General features: G+C 71.3%; 22 protein-coding genes. 5 read left to right on the top strand and 17 right to left on the bottom strand.

Translation table 11 applies throughout. The features are described from left to right. Positions 1–48: 48 nt before the first annotated feature. Positions 49–741 (bottom strand): metal-dependent transcriptional regulator, encoded by a 693-nt coding sequence (locus OG568_RS28815; RefSeq protein ID WP_266433489.1) that lies wholly within the window; start codon positions 739–741, stop codon positions 49–51. Between the two features lie 275 nt (positions 742–1016). On the opposite strand from OG568_RS28815, the gene OG568_RS28810 reads away from it, so the two are divergent. Further along, entirely contained in the window at positions 1017–1772 is a 756-nt protein-coding gene (locus OG568_RS28810; RefSeq protein ID WP_329533638.1) for an SIS domain-containing protein, read from the top strand. Between the two features lie 83 nt (positions 1773–1855). On the opposite strand, the gene OG568_RS28805 is transcribed toward OG568_RS28810, so the two are convergent. Then, entirely contained in the window at positions 1856–3238 is a 1383-nt protein-coding gene (locus OG568_RS28805; RefSeq protein ID WP_329533637.1) for a PAS domain-containing protein, read from the bottom strand. A gap of 665 nt (positions 3239–3903) precedes the next feature. On the opposite strand from OG568_RS28805, the gene OG568_RS28800 reads away from it, so the two are divergent. Then, complete coding sequence (locus OG568_RS28800; RefSeq protein WP_329533636.1) at positions 3904–4950, top strand: isopenicillin N synthase family dioxygenase; 1047 nt, start codon at positions 3904–3906, stop codon at positions 4948–4950. Positions 4951–4980: 30 nt separating this feature from the next. On the opposite strand, the gene OG568_RS28795 is transcribed toward OG568_RS28800, so the two are convergent. Continuing rightward, the gene (locus tag OG568_RS28795; protein WP_168492829.1) at positions 4981–6081 is read right to left on the bottom strand and encodes a citrate synthase 2; all 1101 of its coding nucleotides are present in this window, start codon (positions 6079–6081) and stop codon (positions 4981–4983) included. A 435-nt stretch (positions 6082–6516) separates the two neighbouring features. Here OG568_RS28795 and pdxH point away from each other — a divergent pair, with 435 nt between their 5' ends. Beyond that, positions 6517–7155: a pyridoxamine 5'-phosphate oxidase gene (gene pdxH / locus OG568_RS28790; protein WP_266434108.1), complete on the top strand. Its 639-nt coding sequence runs from the start codon at positions 6517–6519 to the stop codon at positions 7153–7155. A gap of 48 nt (positions 7156–7203) precedes the next feature. Here the strand turns inward: pdxH and OG568_RS28785 are convergent, their stop codons facing one another. The 10 genes from OG568_RS28785 to OG568_RS28740 form a co-directional block, all read right to left on the bottom strand. After that, the gene (locus OG568_RS28785) at positions 7204–7824 is read right to left on the bottom strand and encodes a TetR/AcrR family transcriptional regulator (RefSeq protein WP_329536480.1); all 621 of its coding nucleotides are present in this window, start codon (positions 7822–7824) and stop codon (positions 7204–7206) included. Positions 7825–7898: 74 nt separating this feature from the next. Beyond that, entirely contained in the window at positions 7899–8642 is a 744-nt protein-coding gene (locus tag OG568_RS28780; RefSeq protein ID WP_329533635.1) for an enoyl-CoA hydratase family protein, read from the bottom strand. Beyond that, positions 8639–10237: a 4-coumarate--CoA ligase family protein gene (locus OG568_RS28775; RefSeq protein WP_329533634.1), complete on the bottom strand. Its 1599-nt coding sequence runs from the start codon at positions 10235–10237 to the stop codon at positions 8639–8641. The genes OG568_RS28780 and OG568_RS28775 overlap by 4 nt, the downstream gene beginning before the upstream one ends. A 33-nt stretch (positions 10238–10270) precedes the next feature. Then, complete coding sequence (locus tag OG568_RS28770; protein WP_266583310.1) at positions 10271–11404, bottom strand: acyl-CoA dehydrogenase family protein; 1134 nt, start codon at positions 11402–11404, stop codon at positions 10271–10273. 107 nt (positions 11405–11511) lie between these two features. Then, the gene (locus OG568_RS28765) at positions 11512–13359 is read right to left on the bottom strand and encodes an acetyl/propionyl/methylcrotonyl-CoA carboxylase subunit alpha (protein ID WP_329533633.1); all 1848 of its coding nucleotides are present in this window, start codon (positions 13357–13359) and stop codon (positions 11512–11514) included. A gap of 307 nt (positions 13360–13666) precedes the next feature. Continuing rightward, positions 13667–15265, bottom strand: a complete 1599-nt coding sequence (locus OG568_RS28760) for an acyl-CoA carboxylase subunit beta (RefSeq protein ID WP_329533632.1) — start codon at positions 15263–15265, stop codon at positions 13667–13669. Beyond that, on the bottom strand, positions 15262–16968 hold the full coding sequence (locus tag OG568_RS28755; protein ID WP_329533631.1) for an acyclic terpene utilization AtuA family protein: 1707 nt from the start codon (positions 16966–16968) through the stop codon (positions 15262–15264). The genes OG568_RS28760 and OG568_RS28755 overlap by 4 nt, the downstream gene beginning before the upstream one ends. After that, entirely contained in the window at positions 16965–17759 is a 795-nt protein-coding gene (locus OG568_RS28750) for a TIGR03084 family metal-binding protein (protein ID WP_329533630.1), read from the bottom strand. Before OG568_RS28750 ends, OG568_RS28755 begins: the two co-directional genes overlap by 4 nt. Positions 17760–17948: 189 nt before the next feature. After that, entirely contained in the window at positions 17949–18422 is a 474-nt protein-coding gene (locus tag OG568_RS28745) for a DUF6924 domain-containing protein (protein ID WP_329533629.1), read from the bottom strand. 113 nt (positions 18423–18535) lie between these two features. Next, the gene (locus OG568_RS28740) at positions 18536–19384 is read right to left on the bottom strand and encodes an alpha/beta fold hydrolase (protein WP_329533628.1); all 849 of its coding nucleotides are present in this window, start codon (positions 19382–19384) and stop codon (positions 18536–18538) included. A 219-nt stretch (positions 19385–19603) separates the two neighbouring features. Between OG568_RS28740 and OG568_RS28735 the strand changes: the two genes are divergently transcribed. Beyond that, a complete protein-coding gene (locus OG568_RS28735; RefSeq protein ID WP_329533627.1) occupies positions 19604–20110 on the top strand; it encodes a MarR family winged helix-turn-helix transcriptional regulator in 507 nt (168 codons plus the stop codon). A gap of 68 nt (positions 20111–20178) precedes the next feature. On the opposite strand, the gene OG568_RS28730 is transcribed toward OG568_RS28735, so the two are convergent. Continuing rightward, entirely contained in the window at positions 20179–20982 is an 804-nt protein-coding gene (locus OG568_RS28730; RefSeq protein WP_329533626.1) for an SDR family NAD(P)-dependent oxidoreductase, read from the bottom strand. Positions 20983–21234: 252 nt separating this feature from the next. Between OG568_RS28730 and OG568_RS28725 the strand changes: the two genes are divergently transcribed. Further along, the gene (locus tag OG568_RS28725) at positions 21235–21819 is read left to right on the top strand and encodes a TetR/AcrR family transcriptional regulator (protein WP_329533625.1); all 585 of its coding nucleotides are present in this window, start codon (positions 21235–21237) and stop codon (positions 21817–21819) included. Here the strand turns inward: OG568_RS28725 and OG568_RS28720 are convergent. From OG568_RS28720 to OG568_RS28710, 3 genes are all read right to left on the bottom strand, one after another. Next, positions 21802–22839, bottom strand: coding sequence for an EamA family transporter (locus OG568_RS28720; protein ID WP_329536479.1), 1038 nt, complete (start codon positions 22837–22839; stop codon positions 21802–21804). The genes OG568_RS28725 and OG568_RS28720 overlap by 18 nt on opposite strands. Before the next feature lie 110 nt (positions 22840–22949). After that, positions 22950–25142 (bottom strand): ABC transporter ATP-binding protein, encoded by a 2193-nt coding sequence (locus OG568_RS28715; RefSeq protein WP_329536478.1) that lies wholly within the window; start codon positions 25140–25142, stop codon positions 22950–22952. A 183-nt stretch (positions 25143–25325) separates the two neighbouring features. Then, the gene (locus tag OG568_RS28710; RefSeq protein WP_329533624.1) at positions 25326–25451 is read right to left on the bottom strand and encodes a hypothetical protein; all 126 of its coding nucleotides are present in this window, start codon (positions 25449–25451) and stop codon (positions 25326–25328) included. Positions 25452–25479 lie beyond the last annotated feature (28 nt).

Below are 25479 nucleotides of genomic sequence, written 5' to 3'. Positions count from 1 at the left end.
CCGGGAAACCCGCACCCGGGGTGCGAGGCCTCCCACGATCGGCGGACGTCAGCGCTTGGCGACGAACACGTGCGACGCGACGTCCGACTCCAGCTCCGCCGCCTCGCCGCCGCTGCCGACGAGCACACCGCCCGCCGACTCCGTCACGCTCACCACGGAGCCGGGCTGCACGCCCGCGCGCCGCAGCGTGTACATCAACTGCGCGTCCGTCTGGATGGGCTCGCCGATCCGGCGTACGACGACGGTCTTGCCGTCCAGGCCGGGGTCGAGCTCGGCCAGCGACACCATGCTCTCGTCCAGGAACGGGTCGGCGCCGTCCTTCTCGCCCAGCTCCTCCAGTCCGGGGATCGGGTTGCCGTACGGCGATTCGGTCGGGTGGCGCAGCAGCTCCAGCACGCGCCGCTCCACCGCCTCGCTCATCACGTGCTCCCAGCGACACGCCTCGGCGTGCACCTGCTCCCACTCCAGACCGATCACGTCGACGAGCAGGCACTCCGCGAGGCGGTGCTTGCGCATGACGCGGGTGGCGAGGCGACGGCCCTCCGCGGTGAACTCCAGGTGCCGGTCGGTGGCGACCGCCACCAGACCGTCGCGCTCCATGCGCGCCACCGTCTGGCTGACCGTCGGACCGCTCTGGTCGAGCCGCTCCGCGATCCGGGCGCGCATGGGGACCACGCCTTCCTCCTCCAGCTCGAGGATGGTGCGGAGATACATCTCCGTGGTGTCGATCAGTCCGGACATACGTGCCCCTTGATTAGCTCTGCCGAAGGCTCGGTGGCTCACCGGCGTGTGCGCTGGCCCTGAACCCAATTCTGACGCATACCACTGACAAGCGTGCCTCGCCGTTGAAACCACGGGGTTACGACTGCCCGGGCGAACACCCCACCGGGTGCCTCTACGGCCACCTCCGCAAGCCGTATTGACAGGGCACTGGTCCAGACCGCAACGTGATCCGCGGCACAAAGCGTGACCCAGCGCCCACCCGACGCCGACGAGACTTCTAAGGGGCTTCGCCGATGAGCGACCGCAAGCTGGCCGGGCAGTTCTTCGACGCGGCGATCGGCCTGCTCCAGCGGGTGCGCGACGAGGACGCGGGAGACATCGAGGCGGCCGGCACCCTGATCGCCGACACCGTCGTCGACGGCGGCCGGCTCTTCGCCTTCGGCGCCGGGCACTCCTCGCTCGCCGCGCAGGACGTCGTCTACCGCGCGGGCGGCCTCGCCCTGATGAACCTGCTCCCGGTCCCGGGTGTGGTCGGCGTCGACGTCATGCCGGCGACGCTGGGCTCGGCCCTGGAGCGGGTCGACGGCCTCGCAAGCGCGGTCCTGGACTCCAGCCCGCTCCGCTCCGGCGACGTACTCGTGATCATCTCCCTGTCCGGCCGCAACGCGCTCCCGGTCGAGATGGCCATGAGCGCACGGGCCCTGGGCGTGAAGGTCATCGGCGTCACCTCGGTCGCCTACGCCTCGGAGACGACGTCCCGGCACGTCTCGGGGACCTATCTGAAGGACCACTGCGACATCGTCCTCGACTCGAAGATCGCGGTCGGCGACGCGGAACTGACCCTGGAGACGATCGAGGCGCCCTTCGCCCCCGCCTCCACGGTGGTCACGGCGGCCCTCCTCCAGGCCGTCATGGCCACGGCCGCGGGCGCGCTCGCCGACCGGGGCATCGAGCCGCCCCTGCTGCGCTCGGGCAACGTCGACGGCGGCCACGAGTGGAACGGCCGGGTGATGACGGAGTACGGCGACCGGATCTTCTACCGCCGCTGAGCCGACCTGGATCTTCCACGGCCGCCGAGCCCACCGAGATCCTCGACCCCCGCTGGGCCGATCGGGTGGAGATCGCGGCGGCTCTACGTCCGCCCCGCCAGTCCCTCCAGATCCAGCGCCATGGCGATCCGTACCGCCACGTCCTCCGCGTACGTCGCGTCCGTGCGCTCGAACTGGCTGCGCCCCGACCCCCGCAGAAACGTCACGACGCCCAGCGTGCGCCCCCGGCTGCGCAGCACCGCGCACAGGGCGTGCACCGAGTCCGGCGGCCACTGGCGGGCGGTGGCCCACTCCCGCATCCGCTCGGGCGTGATCTCACCGGAGCTGGCCCGTACGGACCCGGCCCGCTCCACGCACTGGATCGCGGGATGCCCCTCGGCGTACCGCACGGGCAGTCCGGCCTTCCCGGTGAGCAGGCTCGGCCCGGGCGCCCCGGCGGGCGTGGCCGCGGCGCGTACCAGCCGTACGGGCTCGTCGTCGTACCCCGCCGAACCGCCCGCGACCCGGTCGATCAGCGCGTGGTCGGCGAACCCGGCGAGCGCGAAGTCGAGGTGGACGGTGGCGGCCTCCCCGGGGTCCTCGCACTCGGCGGCCGCCCGTGCCGCCCGGTGCAACTGGTTGGCCCTGAACCGCAGCAGAGCCGCCTCCTGCTCGGTGTGCTTGGCCTCGGTGACGTCCTGGAAGAGCCACCCCACACCGAGCGGAACCGGTTCTTCCGCGAGCGGTGAGGCAAGCCGCACGAACCCGCTGCGCCAGCACCGCCGCTTCTCGCCCTCGGCCGACCGCACGCTGACCCACATCTCGGCCGGCGCGGGCGGCGCGCCCTCGGCGAGCACATGCGTGAGCGCGCCCTCCAACTCCTCGACCCCTTGCGACAGCAGCTCTCCCAGCGGCCGTCCGAGCACAGCCGTACGCCCGATCCCCAGGGCCCGGGCCGCGTGCGCGTTGACGACGGCGGGCCGCAGGTCCGCGTCCACCAGGACCACACCCCAGCTGGCGTCCTCGAACAACGCCTCGCTCAGGGCGATGGACCGCTCCAGATCGATCTGCGCGTGCACCTCGCTGAAGGCGCAGTACACCCCGGCGGGCTTCCCGTCCGCTCCGCGCACGGCGGCGGACTGGGTCCGTACGAGCACGCGCCCGCCGTCCTTGGTCAGCAGCGCGAACTCGTGCACCTGACGCCCGGGGGCCTCCATCGCGGACAGCAGCCGCGCCTCGACCTCCTCGGCGTCCGCGGTCCGCACGGCCCACCCGGCGAACCCGCGCCGCCCCACGGCCTCGGCCGCGGTCCAGCCGAGAATCCGCTCGGCCTCGCGGTTCCAATGGGTGACGACCCCATCGGCGTCGAACGCGCACAGTGCCGCGTCCATCCCGTCCAGCAGCGCGGCAAGCAGATCCGAACCAGCCGGCTCGGGCTGGTCCGGCCCCAGCTCGTCGGTGGTCCCACTACGCCGGGAAGCACTCACCTGGACCCCCTGCAGGCTGCGTCCGCACGTACGGCGAGACAGTTCGCTCACTCGCCTTCATTCAACTCGAACGTGACCCAGCCCACATCGTGTTCCCCAAAGATGGGAAGAAATCGTTGTACGCAGGGATTCCGCCCCGCCAGCCCCAGGAATCGCAGGGGGTCGAAAAAAAGTGGTTGAGCTGTCGGCGATCGGTTCCTAAGGTGTGGTCTACACGAGAAGGGAGGTGGTTCGGCAGATGTACAAGAACCGGACGCGTGAGGTGGCTGCGGGCTAGCGGCCCGTCACCACATGAGTGCGGTGCCGGACCAGCACGTGAGATGAGCGTGCAGCCGGCCCCGATCCCAAGCAGTCACCCGACCCGCGAGCTCGCCGGTACGTCCGGCCGGCTCCTCCGCCGAGAGGCGGAGGGACCCGAGCTCGCGGGTCGTCTGCGTTTCGCAGGGCATGTGACGTAGGGCACATGCGTTTCGTGGGGTCCGCAGTACTCTTGGACCATGTTTCCGATGCTCGTTCGACGCCGACACGTGGACTTCGTGCGCGTCACGAGCATGGGCTGTCGGGCTTCTTCCTGACCTCGGCCCCTCTCCTCCCCCTTGGCACCCGTGGCCCCCGCCCCATCCCGGCGGCCGCCCGGGCACCCGTACACCCTGCGGACGCACCTCATGACGACGAACACGTCTTCTGCCCAGCACCAGCAGCACCGGCTGTACCAGCAGCTTCCGATCATCGATCTCTCCGCGGCCGACCGGGGCCCCCAGGCCCGCGCCCTGCTGCACGCGCAGTTGCACAGCGCCGCCCATGACGTGGGCTTCTTCCAGCTCGTCGGGCACGGCGTGACCGAGGGCGAGACCGCCGCCCTGCTCGACGCCATGCACCGTTTCTTCGCGCTGCCCGAGGCCGAGCGGCTCGCCCTCGACAACGTCAACTCCCCGCACTTCCGCGGGTACACGCGCACCGGCGACGAGCGCACCGGCGGCAGCCGGGACTGGCGGGACCAGCTCGACATAGGGGCCGAGCGGCCCGCGCGCACCCCCGGTCCGGGCGAGCCCGCCTATGGGTGGCTGGAAGGGCCCAACCAGTGGCCGGCCGCACTGCCGGAGCTGCGGACCGCCGCGCTGGCGTGGATCGACCGGCTCAGCTCGGTCGCGGCGCGGCTGCTGCGCGAGCTGCTCACCGCGATCGGGGCCCCCGCCGACTTCTACGAGCCGGTCTTCGGGGAGCGGGCCCATCCGCATCTGAAGCTCGTGCGGTACCCGGGCAGCGCGGGCGACGGCGCCGACCAGGGCGTGGGCGCGCACAAGGACTACGGATTCCTGACGCTGCTGCTCCAGGACCAGGTCGGCGGCCTTCAGGTGCAGCGTGAGGACGGCCTCTTCCACGAGGTGCCGCCGCTGCCGGGGGCGTTCGTGGTCAACCTGGGCGAGCTGCTGGAAGTGGCCACCAACGGGTACCTCGTCGCCACCAACCACCGGGTCGTCAGCCCGCCCGGGGCCACCGAGCGGTTCTCCGTGCCCTTCTTCTACAACCCGCGACTGGACGCCCTCGTGGAGCCGCTGCCCTTCCCGCACGCCTCCGCCGCGCCCGGCGTCACCGACGACCCGGCGAACCCGCTGTTCGCGGAGTACGGCTTCAACGAGCTGAAGGGCAAGCTCCGGGCCCACCCACTGGTCGCGGCCCGTCATCACGCGGAGCTGCTCACCCCCGCGTGACGACCGGCCGCTCCTTGGCCCGACGGAGGCTCAGTGGGCGATGTCCTCGTAGCCCTTGATCTCCTGGGGGCTGCGCGGGCCGGGGCCCACATAGTGCGCGGACGGCCGTACGAGCCGTCCCGTGCGCTTCTGCTCGAGGATGTGCGCCGACCAGCCGGCGGTACGGGCGCAGGTGAACATCGACGTGAACATGTGCGCCGGGACCTCGGCGAAGTCGAGCATGATCGCGGCCCAGAACTCGACGTTCGTCGCCAGGACGCGGTCCGGACGGCGTGCGTGGAGCTCCTCCAGGGCCGCCTTCTCCAGCGCCTCGGCGATCTCGAAGCGGGGGGCGCCCAGCTCGCGGGCGGTGCGGCGCAGGACACGGGCGCGCGGGTCCTCGGCGCGGTAGACGCGGTGACCGAAGCCCATCAGGCGTTCACCCTTGTCGAGGGCCTTCTTGACGTAGGCCTCCGCGTCTCCCGTGCGCTCGATCTCCTCGATCATGCCGAGGACGCGGGAGGGCGCGCCGCCGTGCAGCGGCCCGGACATGGCCCCGACGGCGCCGGAGAGGGCGGCGGCGACATCCGCGCCCGTCGAGGCGATGACGCGGGCGGTGAAGGTGGACGCGTTCATGCCGTGCTCGGCGGCGGACGTCCAGTAGGCGTCCACGGCCGCGACGTGCTTGGGGTCGGGCTCGCCGCGCCAGCGGATCATGAAGCGCTCGACGACGGAGTGCGCCTTGTCGATCTCGCTCTGCGGAACCATGGGCCGGCCCTGGCCACGGGCGGACTGGGCGACGTACGAGAGGGCCATGACGGCGGCGCGGGCGAGGTCCTCGCGGGCCTGGGCCTCATCGATGTCGAGGAGGGGTTTGAGGCCCCAGACGGGGGCGAGCATGGCGAGCGCGGACTGCACGTCGACGCGGATGTCGCCGGAGTGGACGGGGATGGGGAACGGCTCGGCGGGCGGCAGACCGGGGTTGAAGGCGCCGTCGACGAGGAGGCCCCAGACGTTCCCGAAGGAGACGTGGCCGACCAGATCCTCGATGTCGACGCCCCGGTACCGGAGTGCGCCGCCCTCCTTGTCCGGTTCGGCGATCTCCGTCTCGAACGCGACGACTCCTTCGAGTCCGGGTACGAAGTCGGACATCAGGCGGCTCCTCGTGATGTGTGCGACAGCGGATTTTTTGGGGGTTTCATGCCTTTTCGTGCGCTTTTCGTGCGGTCGGCAAGCATGGGCCGACGATGGGTGACGGGTCGACGTCCGGTTCCACGGTCGCTCGTGGACTCGCGGTCCGGTACGTCATCCCGGTGATGCCCCGTACTACCGGCGGTCACCCCAACGGGACGGCAGCAGCACGATATCCCCGGGTGCCACCTTTGGGGAGGGTGTGCGGCACTCAGTGCCACTCAGTGATGAAGCCCACCCCTCCGGGTGGGGGCCCGAATACGGCAAGATGACCGCGTGACCGACCGCTTCCCGGATGAATCCGCAGCCGAGCCCCTCGTCCAGCGCGCGGCACGGGCCGCCGCCGAAGAAGCGGCCGAGGGCGCCGGCGAAGAACTCGCCCACGACCCCGCCGCGATGCGCGCCCACTACCGCGCCGAGGGGCTCGTCGAGGCCGATCTCGCCGCGCATCCCATGGACCAGTTCGCGCGCTGGTTCAAGCAGGCCGCACAGGCCTGCGTACAGGGCATGGTGTACGAGCCGAACGCGATGATCGTCTCCACGGCGGACGCGGAGGGGCGGCCCAGTTCACGCACGGTGCTGCTCAAGCAGTACGACGAGCAGGGCTTCGTCTTCTACACCAACTACGACTCCCGCAAGGCACGCGAGCTGTCCGAGAACCCGTACGTCTCGCTGCTCTTCCCCTGGCACCCGATGGCCCGCCAGGTCATCGTCACCGGGACGGCACGGCGCACCGGCCGCGACGAGACCGCCGCGTACTTCCGCACCCGCCCGCACGGCTCCCAGCTCGGCGCCTGGGCCAGCGCCCAGTCCTCCGTCATCCCCTCCCGGGACGAGCTCGACGTCGCCTACGAGGAGTTGAGCGCCCGCTATCCGGAGGGCGAGCAGGTCCCCGTGCCCCCGCACTGGGGCGGCTTCCGCATCGCTCCCCGGACCGTCGAGTTCTGGCAGGGCCGCGAGAACCGCCTCCACGACCGCCTGCGGTACGTGGCGGAGCCGGACGGCGGCTGGCGGGTGGAGCGCCTCAGCCCGTGACGCGGGCGGGAGCGAGGGCGGAGACGGGAGCGAGGGCGGGGACGGGGCTCAGCCCAGCGCCTCGTCCAGCAGGAGGCCCCACTGCGCCACCACCCGCTCCCGGCGCCCCCCGTCGTTCGTGAGGAGGTTGGCGAGGCCGAGGCCACGGGACATGTCCAGGAGGCCCTGGACCGTTTCGCGTACACCCGGGCGGGATTCGTCGGCGGCGAGAAGCTCCACGGCGATCCGGTGGGTCTCGCGGCCCACGCGGGCCTCCAGCTCGGTGACCCTCGGACGGAGTTGCTCCTCGTCGGAGGCGGCGACCCACAGGTGGAGGGCGGCGCGGAAGAGGGGGCCGGTGTAGAGGTCGACCAGGGCCGCGACCACCTCGCGGCGGTCGGCGGCACCGTCCGGGAACAGGGCGCGCAGTGCGGTGGAGCGCTCCTCGGCGACGTACTCCACCGCCGCGGTGAACAGGTCCTCGCGGGTACGGAAGTGGTGCTGGGCGGCCCCCCGGGACACTCCCGCCCGTTCGGCGACGACGGAGACCGTGGAACCCGCCCAGCCGTGCTCGGCGAGACAGGCCACGGCGGCCGCGAGCAGCCGCTGCCGGGTGGCCCGGCTGCGGTCCTGCTTGGGAACGTGCGGAAGCCGGGAACCGCGAGGGGCTTGTTCGGCAGGCTCCGTCACGTCCGTGGTCGCGTCCGTGGTCGCCTCTGTGGTCACGTCCGTGGGCTCCGCGTGCTCCGCGGCTTCCGTCGTGCTCACACCACCCATGCGGGATCCCGTCGTTCGAGGAAGGCCGTCATCCCCTCGCGGGCCTGCGCGGAGGAGAACAGTTCGGCCGAGAGCGCGGTCAGGGCGTCCGCATCCCGGTCGAAGGCCTCCAGCACCCTAGCCGTGAGCAGCCGTTTCGTCTCGGCCAGGCCCTGGGGGGAGGAGCGGCGCAGGCCGTCCAGTACGGGTTCCAGGGTGACGTCGACGTCGTCGCCGGTCGCCGTCAGGAGTCCCGTCCGTACCGCCTCCGCCGCGTCGAAGCGTTCGCCCGTCAGGTAGTAGCGGGCGAGGGCGCGGGGGTCCGTACGGGGCAGGAGGGGAAGGGAGATCACGGCGGGCGCGACGCCGATGCGTACCTCCGTGAAGGCGAACGTGGCCTCCTTGGAGGCGATCGCCAGATCGCAGGCCCCGAGGAGCCCCAGTCCGCCCGCCCGCACATGGCCCGTCACCCGGGCCACCACGGGCTTGTGCAGCTCGACGATCTGCCGCAGCAGGGCGACGAGCGCGTCCGGATGCGGGGGGTCGCGCAGGTCGGCGCCCGCGCAGAACGTGTTCCCCGTGTGGGTGAGGACGACCGCGCGGACGTCGCGGTCCTTGCCGCACCGGGTGAGCCCGTCCGCGAGTTCGCCCACGAGTGCCGCGGAGAGGGCGTTGCGGTTGGCGGGCGCGTCGAGGGTGAGGGTGGTGATGGCGCGCTCGTGCGCCACGCGGACAACCGGTTCAACGGTCATGACAGGCCCCGCAGTTCCCGACGCAGGATCTTTCCGGAGGCCGCCCGCGGGACGGCGTCGATGAAGGTGACGCCGCGGACCCTCTTGTACGGGGCGACTCGCTCGGCGACGTACATCATCACCTCTCCTTCGGAGAGGCCCGGGACGTCGGAGAGGTCTCCGGCCGGACCGGTCGCGGACGGCTGGCGCACCACGAAGGCGTGCGGGACTTCGTTGTTGTCCTCGTTGTAGACCCCTATGACGGCCGCGTCCGCGATACCGGGGTGGGTGAGGAGGAGGGCCTCCAGTTCGGCGGGGGCGACCTGGAAGCCCTTGTACTTGATGAGCTCCTTGACGCGGTCGACGACGAACAGCCAGCCCTCGGCGTCCACGTGGCCGACGTCTCCGGTGTGCAGCCAGCCGTCCGGGTCGATCATCGCGGCGGTGGCGTCGGGCTGCCCCAGATAGCCCTTCATGACCTGGGGCCCGCGGATGACGATCTCGCCCGCCTCACCGACGCCCAGGTCCTTGTCGGGGTCGTCGAGGGAGACGATGCGCATCTCGGTGCCCGCGACGAGCCTGCCGACCGTGCCCGGGGGCGCGTCCTGGGCGGCGTCCAGGGGGACCAGGTGCGTGCAGGGAGACAGTTCCGTCATCCCGTAGCCCTGGCCGATGGGCGGCAGCCCGAGCCGCTCGGCGCAGGCCAGCGCGAGCTCGGCGTCCAGGGGCGCGGCGGAGGAAATGATGTATTTCAGGGACGACAGGTCGTACCGCGCGACGGCCGGGTGCTTGGCCAGGGCCAGCACGATCGGCGGCGCCACGAACAGGCCGCTGATGCGGTGCTTCTCGATGGCCGCGAGGAAGGTGTCGAGGTCGAAGCGGGGCAGTACGACGACGGTGGCGCCCTGCCTGAGGGGTGCGTTCATCAGGGCCGTCAGCCCGTAGATGTGGAAGAAGGGCAGCACCGCGAGAATGCGCTCGCCCTCGCCCATGGGCAAGAACGGCACCAGTTGCGCCAGGTTGGTGGCGATGGACCGGTGGGTGAGCATCACACCCTTGGGTATGCCGGTCGTCCCGGAGGAGTACGGCAGGGCCGCGACGTCCGTGACCGGGTCGATGTCGATCTCCGGTTCGGGAGCGGTCGAACCGAGCAGGTCGATCAGGGAGCGATGGCCCGGCGCGCTGTCGCAGACGAAGATCTCCCGCACCCCGCCGGCGAGCTCGGCGGCCTGCCGCGCCGCCCCCAGGAGGGGCGACACCGTCACGATCCAGCTCGCGGCGCTGTCCCGCAGCTGCTTGGCGAACTCCTCGGGTGTGGCGAGCGGGTGCACGGTCGTGACCGACGCCCCCGCGCGCGTGGCGGCGTAGAACGCCGTCGGGAAGGCGACGGTGTTCGGGCTGTGCAGGGCGAGGACGTCGCCCTTGCGGACGCCCGCGTCGGCGAACGCGGCCGCCAGTCGGCGGTGGAACCGGTCCAGTTGCGCGTAGGTGAGCGTGGTGCCGTCGACTCCGTCGATCAGCGCGGGCGCGTCGCCGCGCTCGGCGGCGCGGCCCAACACCGCCTCGTGGATGGGTTCCTCTACGGCCGGGACTTCGGCGTACTCGCTGCGGAACACGGTTCCTCCTGGAGCGGCTCGGGGAGCGGCGGGCTAGTACGACTTGGGCAGGCCCAGGGTCTGGTGGGAGACGTAGTTGAGAATCATCTCCCGGCTCACCGGAGCAATACGAGCCACGCGCGAGGCCGTTATCAACGAGGCGAGACCGAATTCTCGGGTGAGGCCGTTGCCGCCGAGCGTGTGCACCGACTGGTCGACCGCCTTCACACAGGCCTCGCCCGCCGCGTACTTGGCCATGTTGGCGGCCTCACCTGCGGCGACGTCGTCCCCGGAGTCGTACAGGTACGCCGCCTTCTGCATCATCAGACGGGCGAGTTCGAGGTCGATGTGGGCCTGTGCGAGGGGGTGGGCGACGGCCTGGTGGGCGCCGATGGGCGCCTTCCAGACGGTGCGCTCGCGGGCGTACTCGACGGCCCTGGAGAGCGCGTAGCGGCCCATGCCGATCGCGAACGCGGCCGTCATCACCCGCTCGGGGTTGAGCCCCGCGAAGAGCTGCAGCAGGCCCGCGTCCTCGTCGCCGACGAGCGCGTCGGCGGGCAGCCGCACATCGTCGAGGGTCAGCTCGAACTGCTTCTCCGCGCTGTGGAGTTCCATGTCGATCCGGCGCCGCTCGAAGCCGTCGGCGTCGCGCGGGACGATGAACAGGCAGGGCTTGAGGCGGCCCGTCCGCGCGTCCTCCGTGCGCCCCACGATGAGGGTGGCGTCCGCGATGTCGACGCCGGAGATGAACACCTTGCGGCCGCTGAGGAGCCAGTCGGCGCCGTCCCGGCGGGCGGTGGTGGTGATGCGGTGCGAGTTGGAACCCGCGTCGGGTTCGGTGATGCCGAAGGCCATGGTGCGGCTGCCGTCGGCCAGGGCCGGGAGCCACTCCTGTTTCTGGGCGTCCGTGCCGAAGCGGGCGATCACCGTGCCGCAGATCGCCGGCGACACGACCATCATCAGGAGGGGGCAGCCCGCGGCGCCGAGTTCTTCCAGGACGATGGAGAGTTCGGCTATGCCGCCGCCCCCGCCACCGTATGCCTCCGGCAGGTTGACGCCTAGGTAGCCGAGCTTGGCGGCCTCGGACCAGAGGGTGTTGATGTCGTAGTCGCGGCCGTGACGTTTGCCTAGGGCGGCCACGGCGGATCGGAGGGCCTTGTGTTCTTCGGTTTCTGTGGCGGGGCTCATGGGGGCTCCTGCTGAGTACGAAGAGTGCGGGTTGTTTGTGGCTGGTCGCGCCCACGCGGCGGAGCCGCATGCTGTGACAGCCCCGCGCCCCTGCCGGGGCGCTCTTCTCACGGAGTTGGATCAACTACTGCCAGCAAGGCCCCGACCTCCACCTGTTGGCCGGGGGTGGCATGGAGGGCCCTGAGCGTGCCTGCTGTCGGCGCGGAGATCTTGTGTTCCATCTTCATCGCCTCCAGCCACAGGAGGGGCTCTCCGGCCCGTACGGCGGCTCCCGTGGCCAGGCCCTCGGCGACGCGGACGACGGTGCCGGGCATGGGGGCCAGGAGGGAGCCGGGGGCCTGCTGGGCGGTGGGGTCGGGGAAGCGGGGCAGGGCGGTGAGGGCGGTGGCGTTCACGAACACCTGGTCGCCGTATCGCGTCACCTCGAACTTCCTTCGTACACCGTCCACTTCGAGTACGACGAGACGCGCGTCGGCGTGCACCACGCGCACCCCGTCGGCCGTCAGGCCCTCGCGGGTGTGGTGGTAGCGGACCTCGTGCTCGGTGCCGGCCAGGTCGTAGCGCTTGATCTGGGGCTGCGAGGGGAGGTTGCGCCAGCCGCCGAACCGGGAGCGGGAGCGGCTCCGCGCGTCCGCCAGGGCCGCCGCCAGGGGCGTGTACGGGTCCGGGGCCGGCGTCGTGAGGGCGGCGAGGTGACGGTCGTAGAACCCGGTGTCCATGCGGGCCTCGGCGAACTCCGGGTGCCGCAGGGAGCGTACGAGCAGATCCCTGTTGGTCGTCGGGCCGTGGATGTCGGCCCGCTCCAGGGCGCCCGACAGCTTGCGCAGGGCCTGCGCGCGTGTGGGCGCGTACGCGATCGCCTTCGCCAGCATCGGGTCGTAGTGGACGCCGATCGGGTCGCCGTCGGTGTAACCGGTGTCCAGGCGGACGCCCTCCGGGACGGCGAGGCGGTGCAGGGTGCCGGTCTGCGGGGCCCAGGCCCGGGCCGGGTCCTCGGCGTACAGGCGGGCCTCGATCGCGTGCCCACGCGCGCGTGGCGGGTCGTTCGCGAGGGCCGCGCCCTCCGCCACCTGGATCTGCAGCGCGACGAGGTCGACGCCGAAGACCGCCTCCGTCACCGGGTGTTCGACCTGGAGTCGGGTGTTCATCTCCAGGAAGTGGGCCTTGCCGTCGGCGACCAGGAACTCGACCGTTCCCGCGCCCACGTAGTCGACGGCCCGTGCGGCCCGCACGGACAGGTCGTGGAGGGTTTCCGTGAGGTCTCCGAGACCGGGCGCCGGGGCCTCCTCGACGACCTTCTGGTGGCGGCGCTGGAGGGAGCAGTCGCGGGTGCCGAGCGCCCAGACCGTGCCGTGCGCGTCGGCGAGGATCTGCACTTCCACATGCCGACCGCCCTCTACGTAGGGCTCGATGAAGACCTCGCCGTCGCCGAAGGCGCTCAGGGCCTCGGCGCGGGCGGCGGTCAGCTCGGCGTCGAGGGCCTCGAGCTCGCGTACGACGCGCATTCCGCGTCCGCCGCCGCCCGCGGCCGCCTTGACGAGCACCGGGAGATCGGCGGCGGTGACCGTCTCCAGTGGTTCGAGGCCCATCAGCTTCTTGGCGCGCGTCTTGGAGGCCATCGCCTCGATGGCCTCGGGCGGCGGACCGATCCAGACGAGGCCCGCGTCGAGGACGGCCCGTGCGAAGTCGGCGTTCTCGGAGAGGAAGCCGTACCCCGGGTGCACGGCGTCCGCGCCGACGCTCAGGGCCGCCTTCACGATCAGGTCGCCGCGCAGGTACGTGTCCGAGGGCGCCGCCCCCGGCAGCCGTACCGCCTCGTCGGCCACACGCGCGTGGAGGGCGTTCTCGTCGGCGTCCGAGTACACGGCGACGGTCCGGATCCCCAACTCACCACAGGTGCGGAAGACCCGGCAGGCGATCTCGCCCCGATTGGCCACGAGGATGGAATCAATCATCGGATCCCTCCGAGGACGCCCCGGCCTTCAGGCCGGGGAGGAATCGGACACCTGTGCAGCAGGGCAGGAAAGCCGGTTCGCCTCCAGGGCGGACCGGCCTGCTGCTAGCGTGATCCGCAGACAATGCGTCGCGAGAGCCAAGCACGCGGAGTCTCCTCGAAGTTGTGTGACCTTGCAGCAGTGAGCTGCCCGGGCTGGTTTCAACCCGGCTGGTGTTGATCGTGGAAGACCTGACGGACCGCCGGTCCGAGAGGCGGCGTGAGCCAGGAATCACCTCCGTTCACGGAGGTGAGGATTCAATGGGACCTCACATCCGGAAGACGCCGAAGCCACCGCGCGCGCCCTCATAGGGGGCCGTGTGGATCGCGGACAGGCACAGGCCGAGGACGGTGCGGGTGTCGCGGGGGTCGATGACCCCGTCGTCGTACAGCCGCCCGGACAGGAACATCGGAAGGGACTCCGACTCGATCTGCTGCTCCACCATGGCGCGCAGGGCCGCGTCGGCGTCCTCGTCGTAGGGCTGCCCCTTCGCCGCGGCCGACTGCCGGGCGACGATCGACAGGACGCCCGCGAGCTGCTGGGGGCCCATGACGGCGGACTTGGCGCTGGGCCAGGCGAACAGGAAGCGCGGGTCGTAGGCGCGCCCGCACATGCCGTAGTGGCCGGCCCCGTAGGAGGCGCCCATGAGGACGGACAGGTGGGGGACCTTCGAATTGGAGACGGCGTTGATCATCATCGCGCCGTGCTTGATGATGCCGCCCTGCTCGTACTCCTTGCCGACCATGTAGCCGGTGGTGTTGTGCAGGAAGAGGAGGGGGATGTCGCGCTGGTTGGCGAGCTGGATGAACTGGGCGGCCTTCTGGGACTCCGCGCTGAAGAGCACTCCCTGGGCGTTGGCCAGGATGCCGACGGGATAGCCGTGAAGGGTCGCCCAGCCGGTCGTGAGGCTCGTCCCGTAGAGGGGCTTGAACTCGTCGAAGTCGGAGCCGTCGACGACACGGGCGATGACCTCGCACGGGTCGAAGGGGTGCCTCAGGTCGCCGGGGACGATCCCCAGGAGCTCGTCCTCGTCGTACTTGGGGGGCGCGGCCGGACCGGGATCGCCGAACGCCTTGCGGTGGTTGAGCCGGGCGACGACGCGCCTGGCCTGCCGGAGGGCGTCCCGCTCGTCGACGGCGAAGTAGTCCGCGAGACCCGACACACGCGCGTGCATCTCGGCGCCGCCCAGGGACTCGTCGTCGCTCTCCTCGCCGGTCGCCATCTTCACCAGCGGCGGCCCGCCCAGGAAGACCTTCGCCCGCTCCTTGACCATGATCACGTGGTCGGACATGCCGGGGATGTACGCGCCTCCGGCGGTGGAGTTCCCGAAGACGACGGCGACGGTCGGAATGCCTGCCGCCGACAACCTGGTGAGGTCGCGGAAGATCGCGCCCCCGGGGATGAAGATCTCCTTCTGGGACGGCAGATCGGCGCCGCCCGACTCGACCAGGCTGATGCAGGGCAGCCGGTTGGCGAGGGCGATGTCGTTGGCCCGCAGGGCCTTCTTCAGGCTCCAGGGGTTACTGGCGCCGCCCCGCACCGTCGGGTCGTTCGCGGTGATCAGGCACTCCACACCCTCGACGACCCCGATCCCGGTCACCAGCGACGCGCCGACCGCGTACTCGCTCCCCCAGGCCGCGAGCGGCGACAGCTCCAGGAACGGTGTGTCGGGATCCAGCAGCAGCTCGATGCGTTCCCGGGCGAGCAGCTTGCCGCGCTTTTGGTGCCGGGCCACGTACTTCTCGCCGCCGCCCGCGAGCGCCTTGGCGTGCTCGGTGTCCAGCTCGGCGAGCTTGGCGAGCATGGCCTCGCGGTGGGCGGTGTAGTCGGGGGCGGCGGTGTCCAGGGCGGACGCCAGGACCGTCACAGCAGAGCCTCCGGGATGTCGAGGTGGCGGGAGCGGAGCCATTCGCCCAGGGCCTTGGCCTGGGGGTCGAAGCGGTGCTGGGCGGCGACGCCTTCGCCGAGGATTCCTTCGACGACGAAGTTGAGGGCGCGAAGGTTCGGCAGAGTGTGACGGACAACTTTCAGATGACGACTTTCAGATATCAGATTTTGAAATCTGTCAGCTGTCAGCTGATGAACCAACCAGCGCCAGGCGTCATCCGATCGCGCCCACACCCCGACATTCGCGTTCCCGCCCTTGTCCCCACTGCGCGCACCCGCGACCAGTCCAAGAGGAGCGCGTCTCGTCGGCCCCGCGGGAAGCGGCTCGGGCAGGGCGGGCTCGGGCGCGGGTTCGAGTACGAGGGTGTCGAGGGCCGGAGCCACCGGCACCCGGCGCCCGTCATGGAGGACCGCCACGTGCTCCACGGTGTCCTGGGGGACGTACACGTCCTCGAAGACCCCGTACGGGGAGCCCTTTCCCGGGGGCGCGATCACATGGAAGCCGGGGTAGCTGGCCAGGGCCAGTTCGATGGCGGCGCCGCTGAGGGCGCGGCCCACGGCGTCCTGATCGGAGTCGCGTACGACGAGGCGCAGGAGGGCGCTCGCGGTCTCCTCGGTGGGGGCGTCGGGGTGGTCGGTGCGGGCGAGGTCCCAGCGGACCTCCGCGGGGCGCGACTTGGCCGAGTCGAGGGCCGCTTCCATCTGGTCGCGGACGAGGGCGGCCTTCGCCTCGATGTCGAGGCCGGTGAGGACGAAGACGACTTCGTTGCGGTAGCCGCCGAGGCGGTTGAGGCCGACTTTGAGGGTGGGAGGCGGGGCCTCGCCGCGTACACCGGAGATACGGACGCGGTCGGGGGCCTCCTGGGTGAGGCGGACCGAGTCGAGGCGGGCGGTGACGTCGGGGCCCGCGTACCGGGCGCCGGAGGTCTCGTACAGGAGTTGCGCGGTGACCGTGCCGATGTCCACGAGGCCGCCGGTGCCGTCGTGTTTGGTGATGACGCTGGTGCCGTCCTCGTGGAGTTCGGCGAGGGGGAAGCCAGGGTGGCGCAGGCGCCCCGGGTCGTGGTCGGTGAGCTCTTTGAAGAACGCGTAGTTGCCGCCGGTCGCCTGGGTGCCGCATTCCAGGACGTGACCGGCGACGACGGCGCCGGCGAGGCGGTCGTACGCGTCCGGCGCCCAGCCGAAGTGGGCGACGGCGGGCCCGGTGACCAGCGCCGCGTCCGTGACCCGCCCGGTCACCACGATGTCCGCGCCCGCGCGCAGACAGGAGGCGATACCGGCGCCGCCGAGATAGGCGTGCGCGGCGAGGCTCCTGGGGTGGCCGGCGGTCAGGTCGTCGCCCTCCACGTGGGCGACACGCACCGGTACGCCGAGGCGGTCGGCCAACTGTCGTACGGCGTCGGCGAGTCCGGCGGGGTTGAGGCCGCCCGCGTTCGCCACGATCCGCACGCCCCGCTCGTGCGCGAGGCCGAGGCACTCCTCCAACTGACCCAGGAAGGTGCGGGCGTAGCCGCCGGAGGGGTTCTTGAGGCGGTCGCGGCCGAGGATGAGCATGGTCAGTTCGGCGAGGTAGTCGCCGGTGAGGACGTCCAGGGGGCCGCCGGTGAGCATCTCGCGCATCGCGTCGAAACGGTCGCCGTAGAAGCCGGAGGCGTTGCCTATGCGGAGGGGCGCGACGGTCACTTGGCCTCTCCCTTGGACTCGCGCCCCTGTCCCGGTGGTCCCGCGAAGGCCTGCGCGATGTCCAGCCAGCGGTCGGCGTCGGGGCCGTCCGCCCGTACGGCGAGGTCGGTGCGGTGGGCCCGTTGGGTGACCAGGAGACAGAAGTCGAGGGCGGGGCCGGTGACGCGCTGGGTGGCGTCTTCGGGCCCGTATGTCCACAACTCGCCCGCGGGACCGGTCAGCTCGACGCGGAACTCGGAGGCGGGTGGCGTGAGCCCCCGTACATGGAAGGCGAAGTCCCGGGCCCGTACGCCGATGCGGGCCACATGGCGCAGGCGATCGGTGGGAGTACGCGCCACGTCCAGCGCGTCCGCGACGTCCTGGCCGTGGGCCCAGGTCTCCATCAGGCGGCCGGTGGCCATGGAGGCGACCGACATGGGCGGGCCGTACCAGGGGAAACGGGTGCCCGCGGGGGCCGCGCGAAGGGCCTCCTCCAGCGCCGTTCGCCCCGCCCGCCAGTCGCCGAGCAGCGTGGCGGGCGGCAGCCCGGCCCCCTCCTCCGCGCCCTCGTCCACGAATCCGCCGGGCGAGGCGATGGCCTTCTCGACCTCCTTGGCGAAGGCCTCGGCGTCCGTCACGGCGAGCAGGGCGGAACGGTCCGTCCAGGCCAGGTGGGCGATCTGGTGAGCGATGGTCCAGCCGGCGGCGGGGGTGGCGCGCGCCCACTGTTCCGCCGCCAAGTCACGTACCAGCAGGTCGAGTTCTTCGCTCTCCTGGTGCAGATCGTCGATCACTGACGACGGGTCGGACACGATGGAGCTCCCCTCGGGGCACGACGGTGTGCGGGGTCTTTCGCGATGCGTTCTGGAGCATGGCAGCGAGGGAAGAAACAAGCAAGCATGCTTGCATTAATTGATGTGCCGCACCGGCTACAGGGAGACGTTCCGCACCGGCTACGGGGAGATGTTCCGCACCGGCTACAGGGAGACGTTCCGCACCGGCTACAGGGAGCGGAAGACGCCGTCGGGCGCCGCCTCCGCCGCGTCGGCGAAATCGGAGAAGTCGAGATTGGCGATCATCAGGTTGGCGTGAATCTCGTGGATCCCGGCCGGGGCGGTGCGGAACTCGCCGCCTTCGGCCTCGAACTCCTCGTCGCTCTCGCACTCTTCCCTGGTGAGGGTGGACACCGCCAGCAGAGCTCCATGGCCGGCGTGCAGGGCGGCGCCGTCCGCGAGGAAGACGACGGCCAGCTCTTCGTCGGCGGAGACCGCGGCGAGTACGTCGGCCGTGGTGAACCCCGCCCAGGAGGGGGCGTCGACCACATGGACGTGTGGTTCGAAGTCCTCGGGCCCCCAAGGCAGGGACAGCGCGAGTTTCAGCGCCGCCCATGCCCCGTCGTCGCGGAAGTCGGTTCTGATGACCACCGCCGCGAACTCATCGCGGTCCGCCGCCCATTGCCCGGCTCGATCACTCATGACGCAGCCCCGCTCCCCCGCTCGGATCACCGCCTACGCACGCGGCACACACACTAGATGTTTGATTCCGATCCGCGTCCGCGCGTCCCGCGCCATCGCGGCCGGCCGCGGGGTCAGCGGACGGTGGCCTGGGCGGCCTGCTCGATCACACGGGTGACGGCGCCCGGGTGGGAGACCGAGACCGCGTGGGACGCCTTGATCTCGACGGTGTGGGCGTGGGCACGCTGGGCCATGAAGCGCTGCGCGGCCGGCGGGATGTTGTAGTCCTGGGTGGTGATGAGGTTCCAGGAGGGGATGGTCTTCCAGGCGGCCGTGGTGGCCTTCTCCTCCAGGGCCGAGGCGGCCACCGGGCGCTGGGTGGCGGCCATCAGGTCGGTGACCGACTTGGGCACGTCGGCGGCGAACTGGTGGTGGAACTTGTCGGCCTTGATGTAGAGGTCGGCGCCGGTGCCGCCGCCGGGGAGCGGGAAGGACACGGAGTTGAGGGTGGGACCGAGAGTGCTGCCGGGGAACTTGTTGGACAGTTCCAGCGCGCTCTCCCCCTTGGCGGGGGCGAAGGCGGCGACGTAGACCAGCGCCTTGACCTGCGGGTCGCCGACGGCGGCCTCGCTGATCACGGCGCCGCCGTAGGAGTGGCCGACGAGTACGACCGGCCCGTTCACACTCTTGAGCACGCTGTGGACGTACTCGGCGTCACTGGCCAGCCCGCGCAGCGGGTTGGCGGGAGCGATGACCGGATAGCCCTCACGCTGCAGGCGCTTGACCACCCCGTTCCAGCTGGAGGAGTCCGCGAAGGCGCCATGCACCAGGACGACGGTGGGCTTGTTCCCGGTCGGGCGGTGCTCGGCCTTGGCGGCGTTGGCCGGGGTGGTGGTCGTCAGGGTGAGGGCCGCCACTCCGGCGACGGCGCCCAGCAGGGCGGCGCGCTTGCGGGTGGGGCGGAAGGCGGCCTTGAGGTTCATAGTGACTCTCCTATATGCGCTGGCGTATGCGGTTTGATGCCGATTTGGTGGCCGCCCGGGCGTTCTCACCCGGGGCGACGAGAGAAACCTAGCGCCCGATTCCCTCGTGCACAAGTTAAGTGTGTGCGAGACAATCGTTTGCACGGAAGATGCGACAATGACGCCAGGGCGACCACCCGACGACTGGCGGCCACCCGACGGCCGAGGAAGGGAAGGACCGTGAGCGACGACGACAGCCGCACACCCGCACTGGGCGACCCCGGCGAGCCCTCACTGATCCTGGACGACCAGCTCTGCTTCACCCTGTACGCGGCCTCACGCGCCGTCACCGGCGTCTACCGGCCGCTGCTCGACGCGGTGGGCCTGACCTATCCCCAGTACCTGGTCATGCTTGCGCTCTGGCAGCACGGCGTCACGCCCGTCAAGGACCTGGTGACCGCCCTGCAGCTGGACTACGGGACCCTGACACCGCTGATCAAGCGCCTGGAGACCAACGGCCTGCTCGAACGGCGGCGGCGCCCCGACGACGAGCGGGTGGTGGAGGTCGTGCTCACCCCGGACGGGGCCGCACTGCGCGAACGCATCCTCACCGTCCCGCCGGTGATCGGAGACGCCATGGGGCTGACCCCCGAGGAGATCCAGACCGTACAGAGCCTGCTCCGCCGGCTGAGCGCCAACGTGCTCCGCCACACCACCGGCACCGCGCCGACGCCGTCTTCCTCCTGAAGGATCCCTTCCAAGGGGCCGATCGGCCGCGCACCCCGCGTGTTCGAGTCGGCGCGGTGGGGCAGGCGTCAGGCGTCGTCGCCGTGGGTGGCCGCGCCCCGGCTCATCGCGAGGACGGCGTCGCGGCGGCTCAGCGCGCCGAACGGGGAACCGCCGGTCGGGGTCCGGCTGCCGTAGATCCAGGTGGGCCCGTCGGCGAGGTGGTCGAGGGCCTCCGCCGCGACCTCATGGGGGTCGGCGAGCTCCCCGTACGCCTTGCCCTCGGCGTCGAACGCCCGGCGCATGGACGGGGTGTCGGTCTTGCCGAGGACGAGCCCCAGTACGTCCACCCCGCGGGTGCGCCACTCCGCCCACAGGCTCTCCGCGAGGATGAGGTCGAACGCCTTCGTGGCGCCGTAGGCCGCGAGCGTCGCACCGCCCGCCCAGGCCGCGCCCGACGTCACCAGCACCACGGCCCCACGTCCGCGCGCCACCATCGGACCGCCGAAGCGGTACGCCGCTTCGAGCGGGCCGACACAGTTGCGGTGGACCAGTTCGAGGTGGGTGCCGAGGTCCTTGTCGAGGAAGGCGACGCTGCGGTCGTCGCCGCCGGCGTTGTAGACGAAGAGGCCGACCTCCAGGTCGGAGGTGGCGTGCGTCAGTTCCGACAGGGCGTCCGGGGCACTGAGGTCGAGCGCGACCGTACGGGTCTCGACGTCGTACTTCGCCCGGATCTCGGCGGCGGACGCCTCCAGTACGGATACGCGCCTCGCCACCAGCACCACGTTCACGCCCCGGGCGGCCATCGCGTGCGCGAACGCGGCGCCCACGCCGTCGGATCCACCGGCGACGACGCCCCAGGGGCCGTACGTACTGGTCAGGGTCTCAGCCACTCTGCACACCCCATCAGCTCGACCTGCTCGACCTGCTCGACCTGCTCGATTGACGAACGGGCACCGGCGCTGGTGCCGATCACGGCGTCCCGTCGGGTCCGGTGTTCACGCCCTCTCCTGTCGGCCAGCCCCCAGCACGCGGACACATTCCCCTCCCCCGGACGCCAGGGACTGTAGCGACGCTGCGGCATTTATAGAAGACGGCCTCCTATAAACATCTCCTGCGAACGGCCGGTCACTACGCTGTCCGCCATGACAGAGCCGCGCCGTCGCCCCGGTCGTCCCCGGGACACGAGCATCAACGAACGGGCTCTCGCGGCAGCGCGCGAACTGCTCGTCCAGCGCGGCTTCGACGCGACGACGATCCAGGCGGTCGCCGAACACTCGGGCGTGCACGCCTCCGCGATCTACCGCCGCTGGCCGTCCCGGATCGAGCTGATCGAGGAGGCCACGTTCCCCGGGCTCAGCCCGCTGAGCGTGCGGCCGACGGGGGATCTCCGCCACGATCTGGGCCGGTTCGTCCGCGCCTACTCGGCGGCCTTCAGCACTCCCGCGGCCCGCGCGGCCGCCGCCGGCCTGCTCGCGCACCACCAGACGTCGGACCGGACCGGGCCGCCGGAGGTGTACGTGCGTATGTCGGCGCGACCGCAGTTCCTGGACATCCTGCGCGCCGCGCCACCCGGGACCGTCGATCCCGGCGTGGACCCGGACGACGTGTTCGACATGCTGCTGGGCGCCGTTCTGACCCGCATGCTGCTGTTCAGCGCCACGGCGCGAGCCCGCCCCGTCGAACGGACGGTCGAGATGGTCCTCCGGCTGCTACACCCCCTCGGCTGAACCGGCGTTCTCGACCGGAACGACACTCTCAGCCGGACCGGCATTCTTCACCGAACCGACGTTCTTCGCCCTGCCCCGCCCCACCTGTGTCCGTACCGCCCCCATGCTCGCCGCGATGACCAGGGCGATCGCGAGGGCCTCCATGGCGGAGAGGGCCTGGTCCAGGACGAGGAAGCCGGCGGTCGCGGCGACGGCCGGCTCCAGGCTCATCAGGATCGCGAAGGTGGCGGCGGGCAGGCGGCGCAGCGCGAGCAGTTCGAGGGTGTACGGCAGCACGGAGGACAGCACGGCGACCGTGCCGCCCAGGGCCACGGTCGTCGGGTTCAGCAGCCGGGTCCCGGACTCGGCGATCCCCAGCGGCAGGAAGACCACCGCCGCGACCACCATGGCGAGCGCGAGCCCGTCGGCCTGCGGGAAGCGTCGGCCCGTACGGGCGCTGAAGACGATGTACGCCGCCCACATCGCGCCCGCGGACACGGCGAAGGCGACGCCGACCGGGTCGAGGGAGCTGAAGCCTCCGCCGCCGAGCAGGAAGACGCCGCCGAGGGCCAGGCCCGCCCAGAGCAGGTTCAGGGCGCGGCGGGAGGAGAGGACCGAGAGGACGAGCGGACCGAGGACCTCGAGGGTGACGGCGGGGCCCAGTGGGATGCGGGCGACCGACTGGTAGAAGAGGCCGTTCATCGCGGCCATGGTGAGACCGAAGACGACGACCGTGCCCCAGTCCGCCCGCGAGTGCCCGCGCACCTTGGGCCGGCAGACGGCCATCAGCACGATCGCCGCCACCAGGAGCCGCAGGGTGACGACACCGAGCGCGCCCGTGCGCGGCATGAGGCTGACCGCCAGCGCGCCGCCGAACTGCACCGAGACGCCTCCGGCGAGGACCAGTCCCACGGGGCCGAGGGCACCCCAGCGGCTCGGGACGCCCTCGCCCGGGCCGGGCGAGGGCGCCATCGCCGGGGCGACCGAGGCCGGGGAGGACGGAGACGCCGGGGAGGACGGGGCGGCGCTGGGCGTGTTCACGGGGCCTTCCAGGGGCTCGACTCGGAAGTCGTGCATCAAGGTGCACTTCTCAGTCCACAGTAATGGACCGAGTCAGGCACGTGAACCCCTTATGCGCCTGTCCGGGGCGGCTAGTCGCGGAAGAGGGGCCGCCCGTCGGGGAGGTAGCCCTCGAGAGGGTCCCGCAGAGGGTCGGGGTCAGGGAGACGGTCGGGAAACGCACCGGGGTACCAGGCTCCCTCCGCCCCGTACTGCCCGGCGGTCCCGTACTGCCCGGCGGCTCCGTACTGCCCGGCGGCCTCGTACTGTCCGGCGGCCCCGTAGTACGCGTACTGCGGGACCGCTTCCGCCACGAAGCCTCCCGCGTAATCCATCGGCACACCCACAGGCACCCCGGTCGGCACACCCGCCGGTACGTCCATCGACACCCCCGTCGACACTCCCATCGGCACTCCCACCTGTACCGCGCCGCCCACGGGAACCTCCGCCTCCGTGAACAGCGGCATCCGCAGTTCTCCGGTGTCCATCTGGGCGTTGTTCTGCGATCCGTGCAGGCGGGCGTACGCGCCGCCGCGGGCGAGGAGCTCGTCGTGGCGGCCGGTCTCGACCACGCGGCCGCGGTCGACGACGAGGATGCGGTCGGCGTCGGGCGCGAGGTTGAGGTCGTGGGTGATCATGATCGTCGTACGGCCCTGCATCAGGCGCCGCAGCGGCTTGATCACGCGGCGCGCGGCCATCGCGTCCAGGCCGGTCGTCGGCTCGTCCAGAACGAGGACCGGGGAGTCGCGCAGGATGGCGCGGGCGATGGCAAGCCGTTGGAGCTGACCGCCGGAGAGGCGGGCCGAGTTGGGGTCGATCTTGGTGTCGTATCCGTCCGGCAGCTTCATGATGAAGTCGTGCGCGTCGGCGGCGCGCGCGGCCTCGACGAGCGCCTCGTCGCTGGCGCCGGGGCGCCCGCAGCCGATGTTGGCGCGGACGGTGTCGTGCAGGACCAGGGTCTCCTGCGGCAGCAGCGTGACGTACTCGCGCAGCCGGGCCACCGGGAAATCGCCCACCGGGACGCCGTCGAGGAGGACGGAACCGGAGTCCGGGTCGTAGAAGCGCAGGAGGAGCTTGGACACGGTGGATTTGCCCGCGCCGCTCGGGCCGGTGACGATCACGAGCTCGCCGGGGCTGACCGTGAAGGACAGGCCGCGCAGCGCGTCGCTCTCCGCGCCGGGGTAGCGGAAGGTGGCGTCGCGGACCTCCACGGCGCCGTCGGGGCGGCCGAGCCGGCTCTCCTCAGAGCGCGTCGGGTCACCGACCGCGGGCCGCACATCGAGGATCTCGATCAGCCGTTCGGCACCGGCGGTGGCGGCGGCGACGGTGAGACCGAGCTGGGCCAGGCCGCGCACGGGCGGGTAGAGGTAGCCGAGGAACGCGGCGAAGGCGAGCAGTTGGCCGAGGGTCATCCGGCCGCCGGAGATCTCCCACACGCCGAGGCCGACGACCGCGAGCACGCAGATCGTCTCGATGACCTGGACGAGCTGCTCGTACAGCTCGTTGAGGCGCCCGGAGCGCACGGACGCCTTGAACCAGGCGTTCGCCTCCTGGTTCAGCCGCCGCCGCTCGGCGTCGCGGCGGTCGTACGCCTGGGTGAGCACGATGTTGCCGAGGGACTCCTCGACGACGGAGGTGATCGCGCCGTCGGCGACCCGGCCGTCGCGCGAGACGGACTTGATGGAGCCGGAGAAGCGGCGGGCGGCGAGCCAGAACAGGGGCGCGAGCACGAAGGTCGCCGCGGCCAGGTCCCAGCGCAGCCAGAACGCGGCCGCCGCGTAGAACAGCGCGCTGAACGCCGCCGACGCCGCGCCCACGAGCCCGGACACGACCATCGTCTCGATCGACTCGACGTCGCTGGTCAGCCGGGACAACAGGTCGCCCTGGCGGTGGCGTTGGAAGAAGTGCGGCGGCAACTGCTGTACGTGGTCGAAGACGTGCTCGCGCAGCCGCATCACAAAGCGCTCGGTGACCCAGGTGGCGAGGGAGTTGCCCGCGTAGGCGACGGCGGCGCCGAGCACGGCGACGGCCAGCCATTCGGCGGCCGGGACCCAGAAGGCGGCCAGTGAGCCCTGTTGCAGGGCGTGGTCGGTCAGATCACTGAAGAGGAGGATGGCGGCCGTCTCGGCGAGGGCGGCGAGCACCGTGCACAGCCAGATGGCCAGCAGCCAGCTCCGCAGCCCCTTCGTCAGCGGCCAGAAGCGCCGGAAGGCGGTACGGGCGGGGATGGTCGGCGTGTCGTAGCCGAGTTCGTCCTCGTCCTCGTACTCGTCGTGCGCGTCCATGTCCGTGTCCGTGTGCGCGTGTTGCTCGTACCCCTGATTCTGCCTTTGCCGGGTCATGGCCCTCCTCATTTAAATTGCAGGCCGTGCCGTGGAATTTCCGTTCGTCACCGGAATCGTTTATGGGAAGCCCCACCAAAAGAGAGAGGCCGACGGCGCACCGTCGACCTCTCTACTACCGCCCGATCAGCGTTCGTCGTTGGGGAACGGCTTGGGGAGCGGCTTGTGCGCCCTCTTGCGCGGCTTCGGCGCCGGCGGGAGCTGCTTCGACTTGGGCTTGGGGGGCAGGGGGGCAAGCTTCTTGAAGCTCATGCCAACTCCTTGAGGTTCTGGCGACGCA

Source organism: Streptomyces sp. NBC_01450 (assembly GCF_036227505.1).
Lineage (GTDB): Bacteria > Actinomycetota > Actinomycetes > Streptomycetales > Streptomycetaceae > Streptomyces.
Note: the sequence above shows the minus strand (reverse complement) of the source record. Positions and strands in the feature narration are given on the sequence as shown.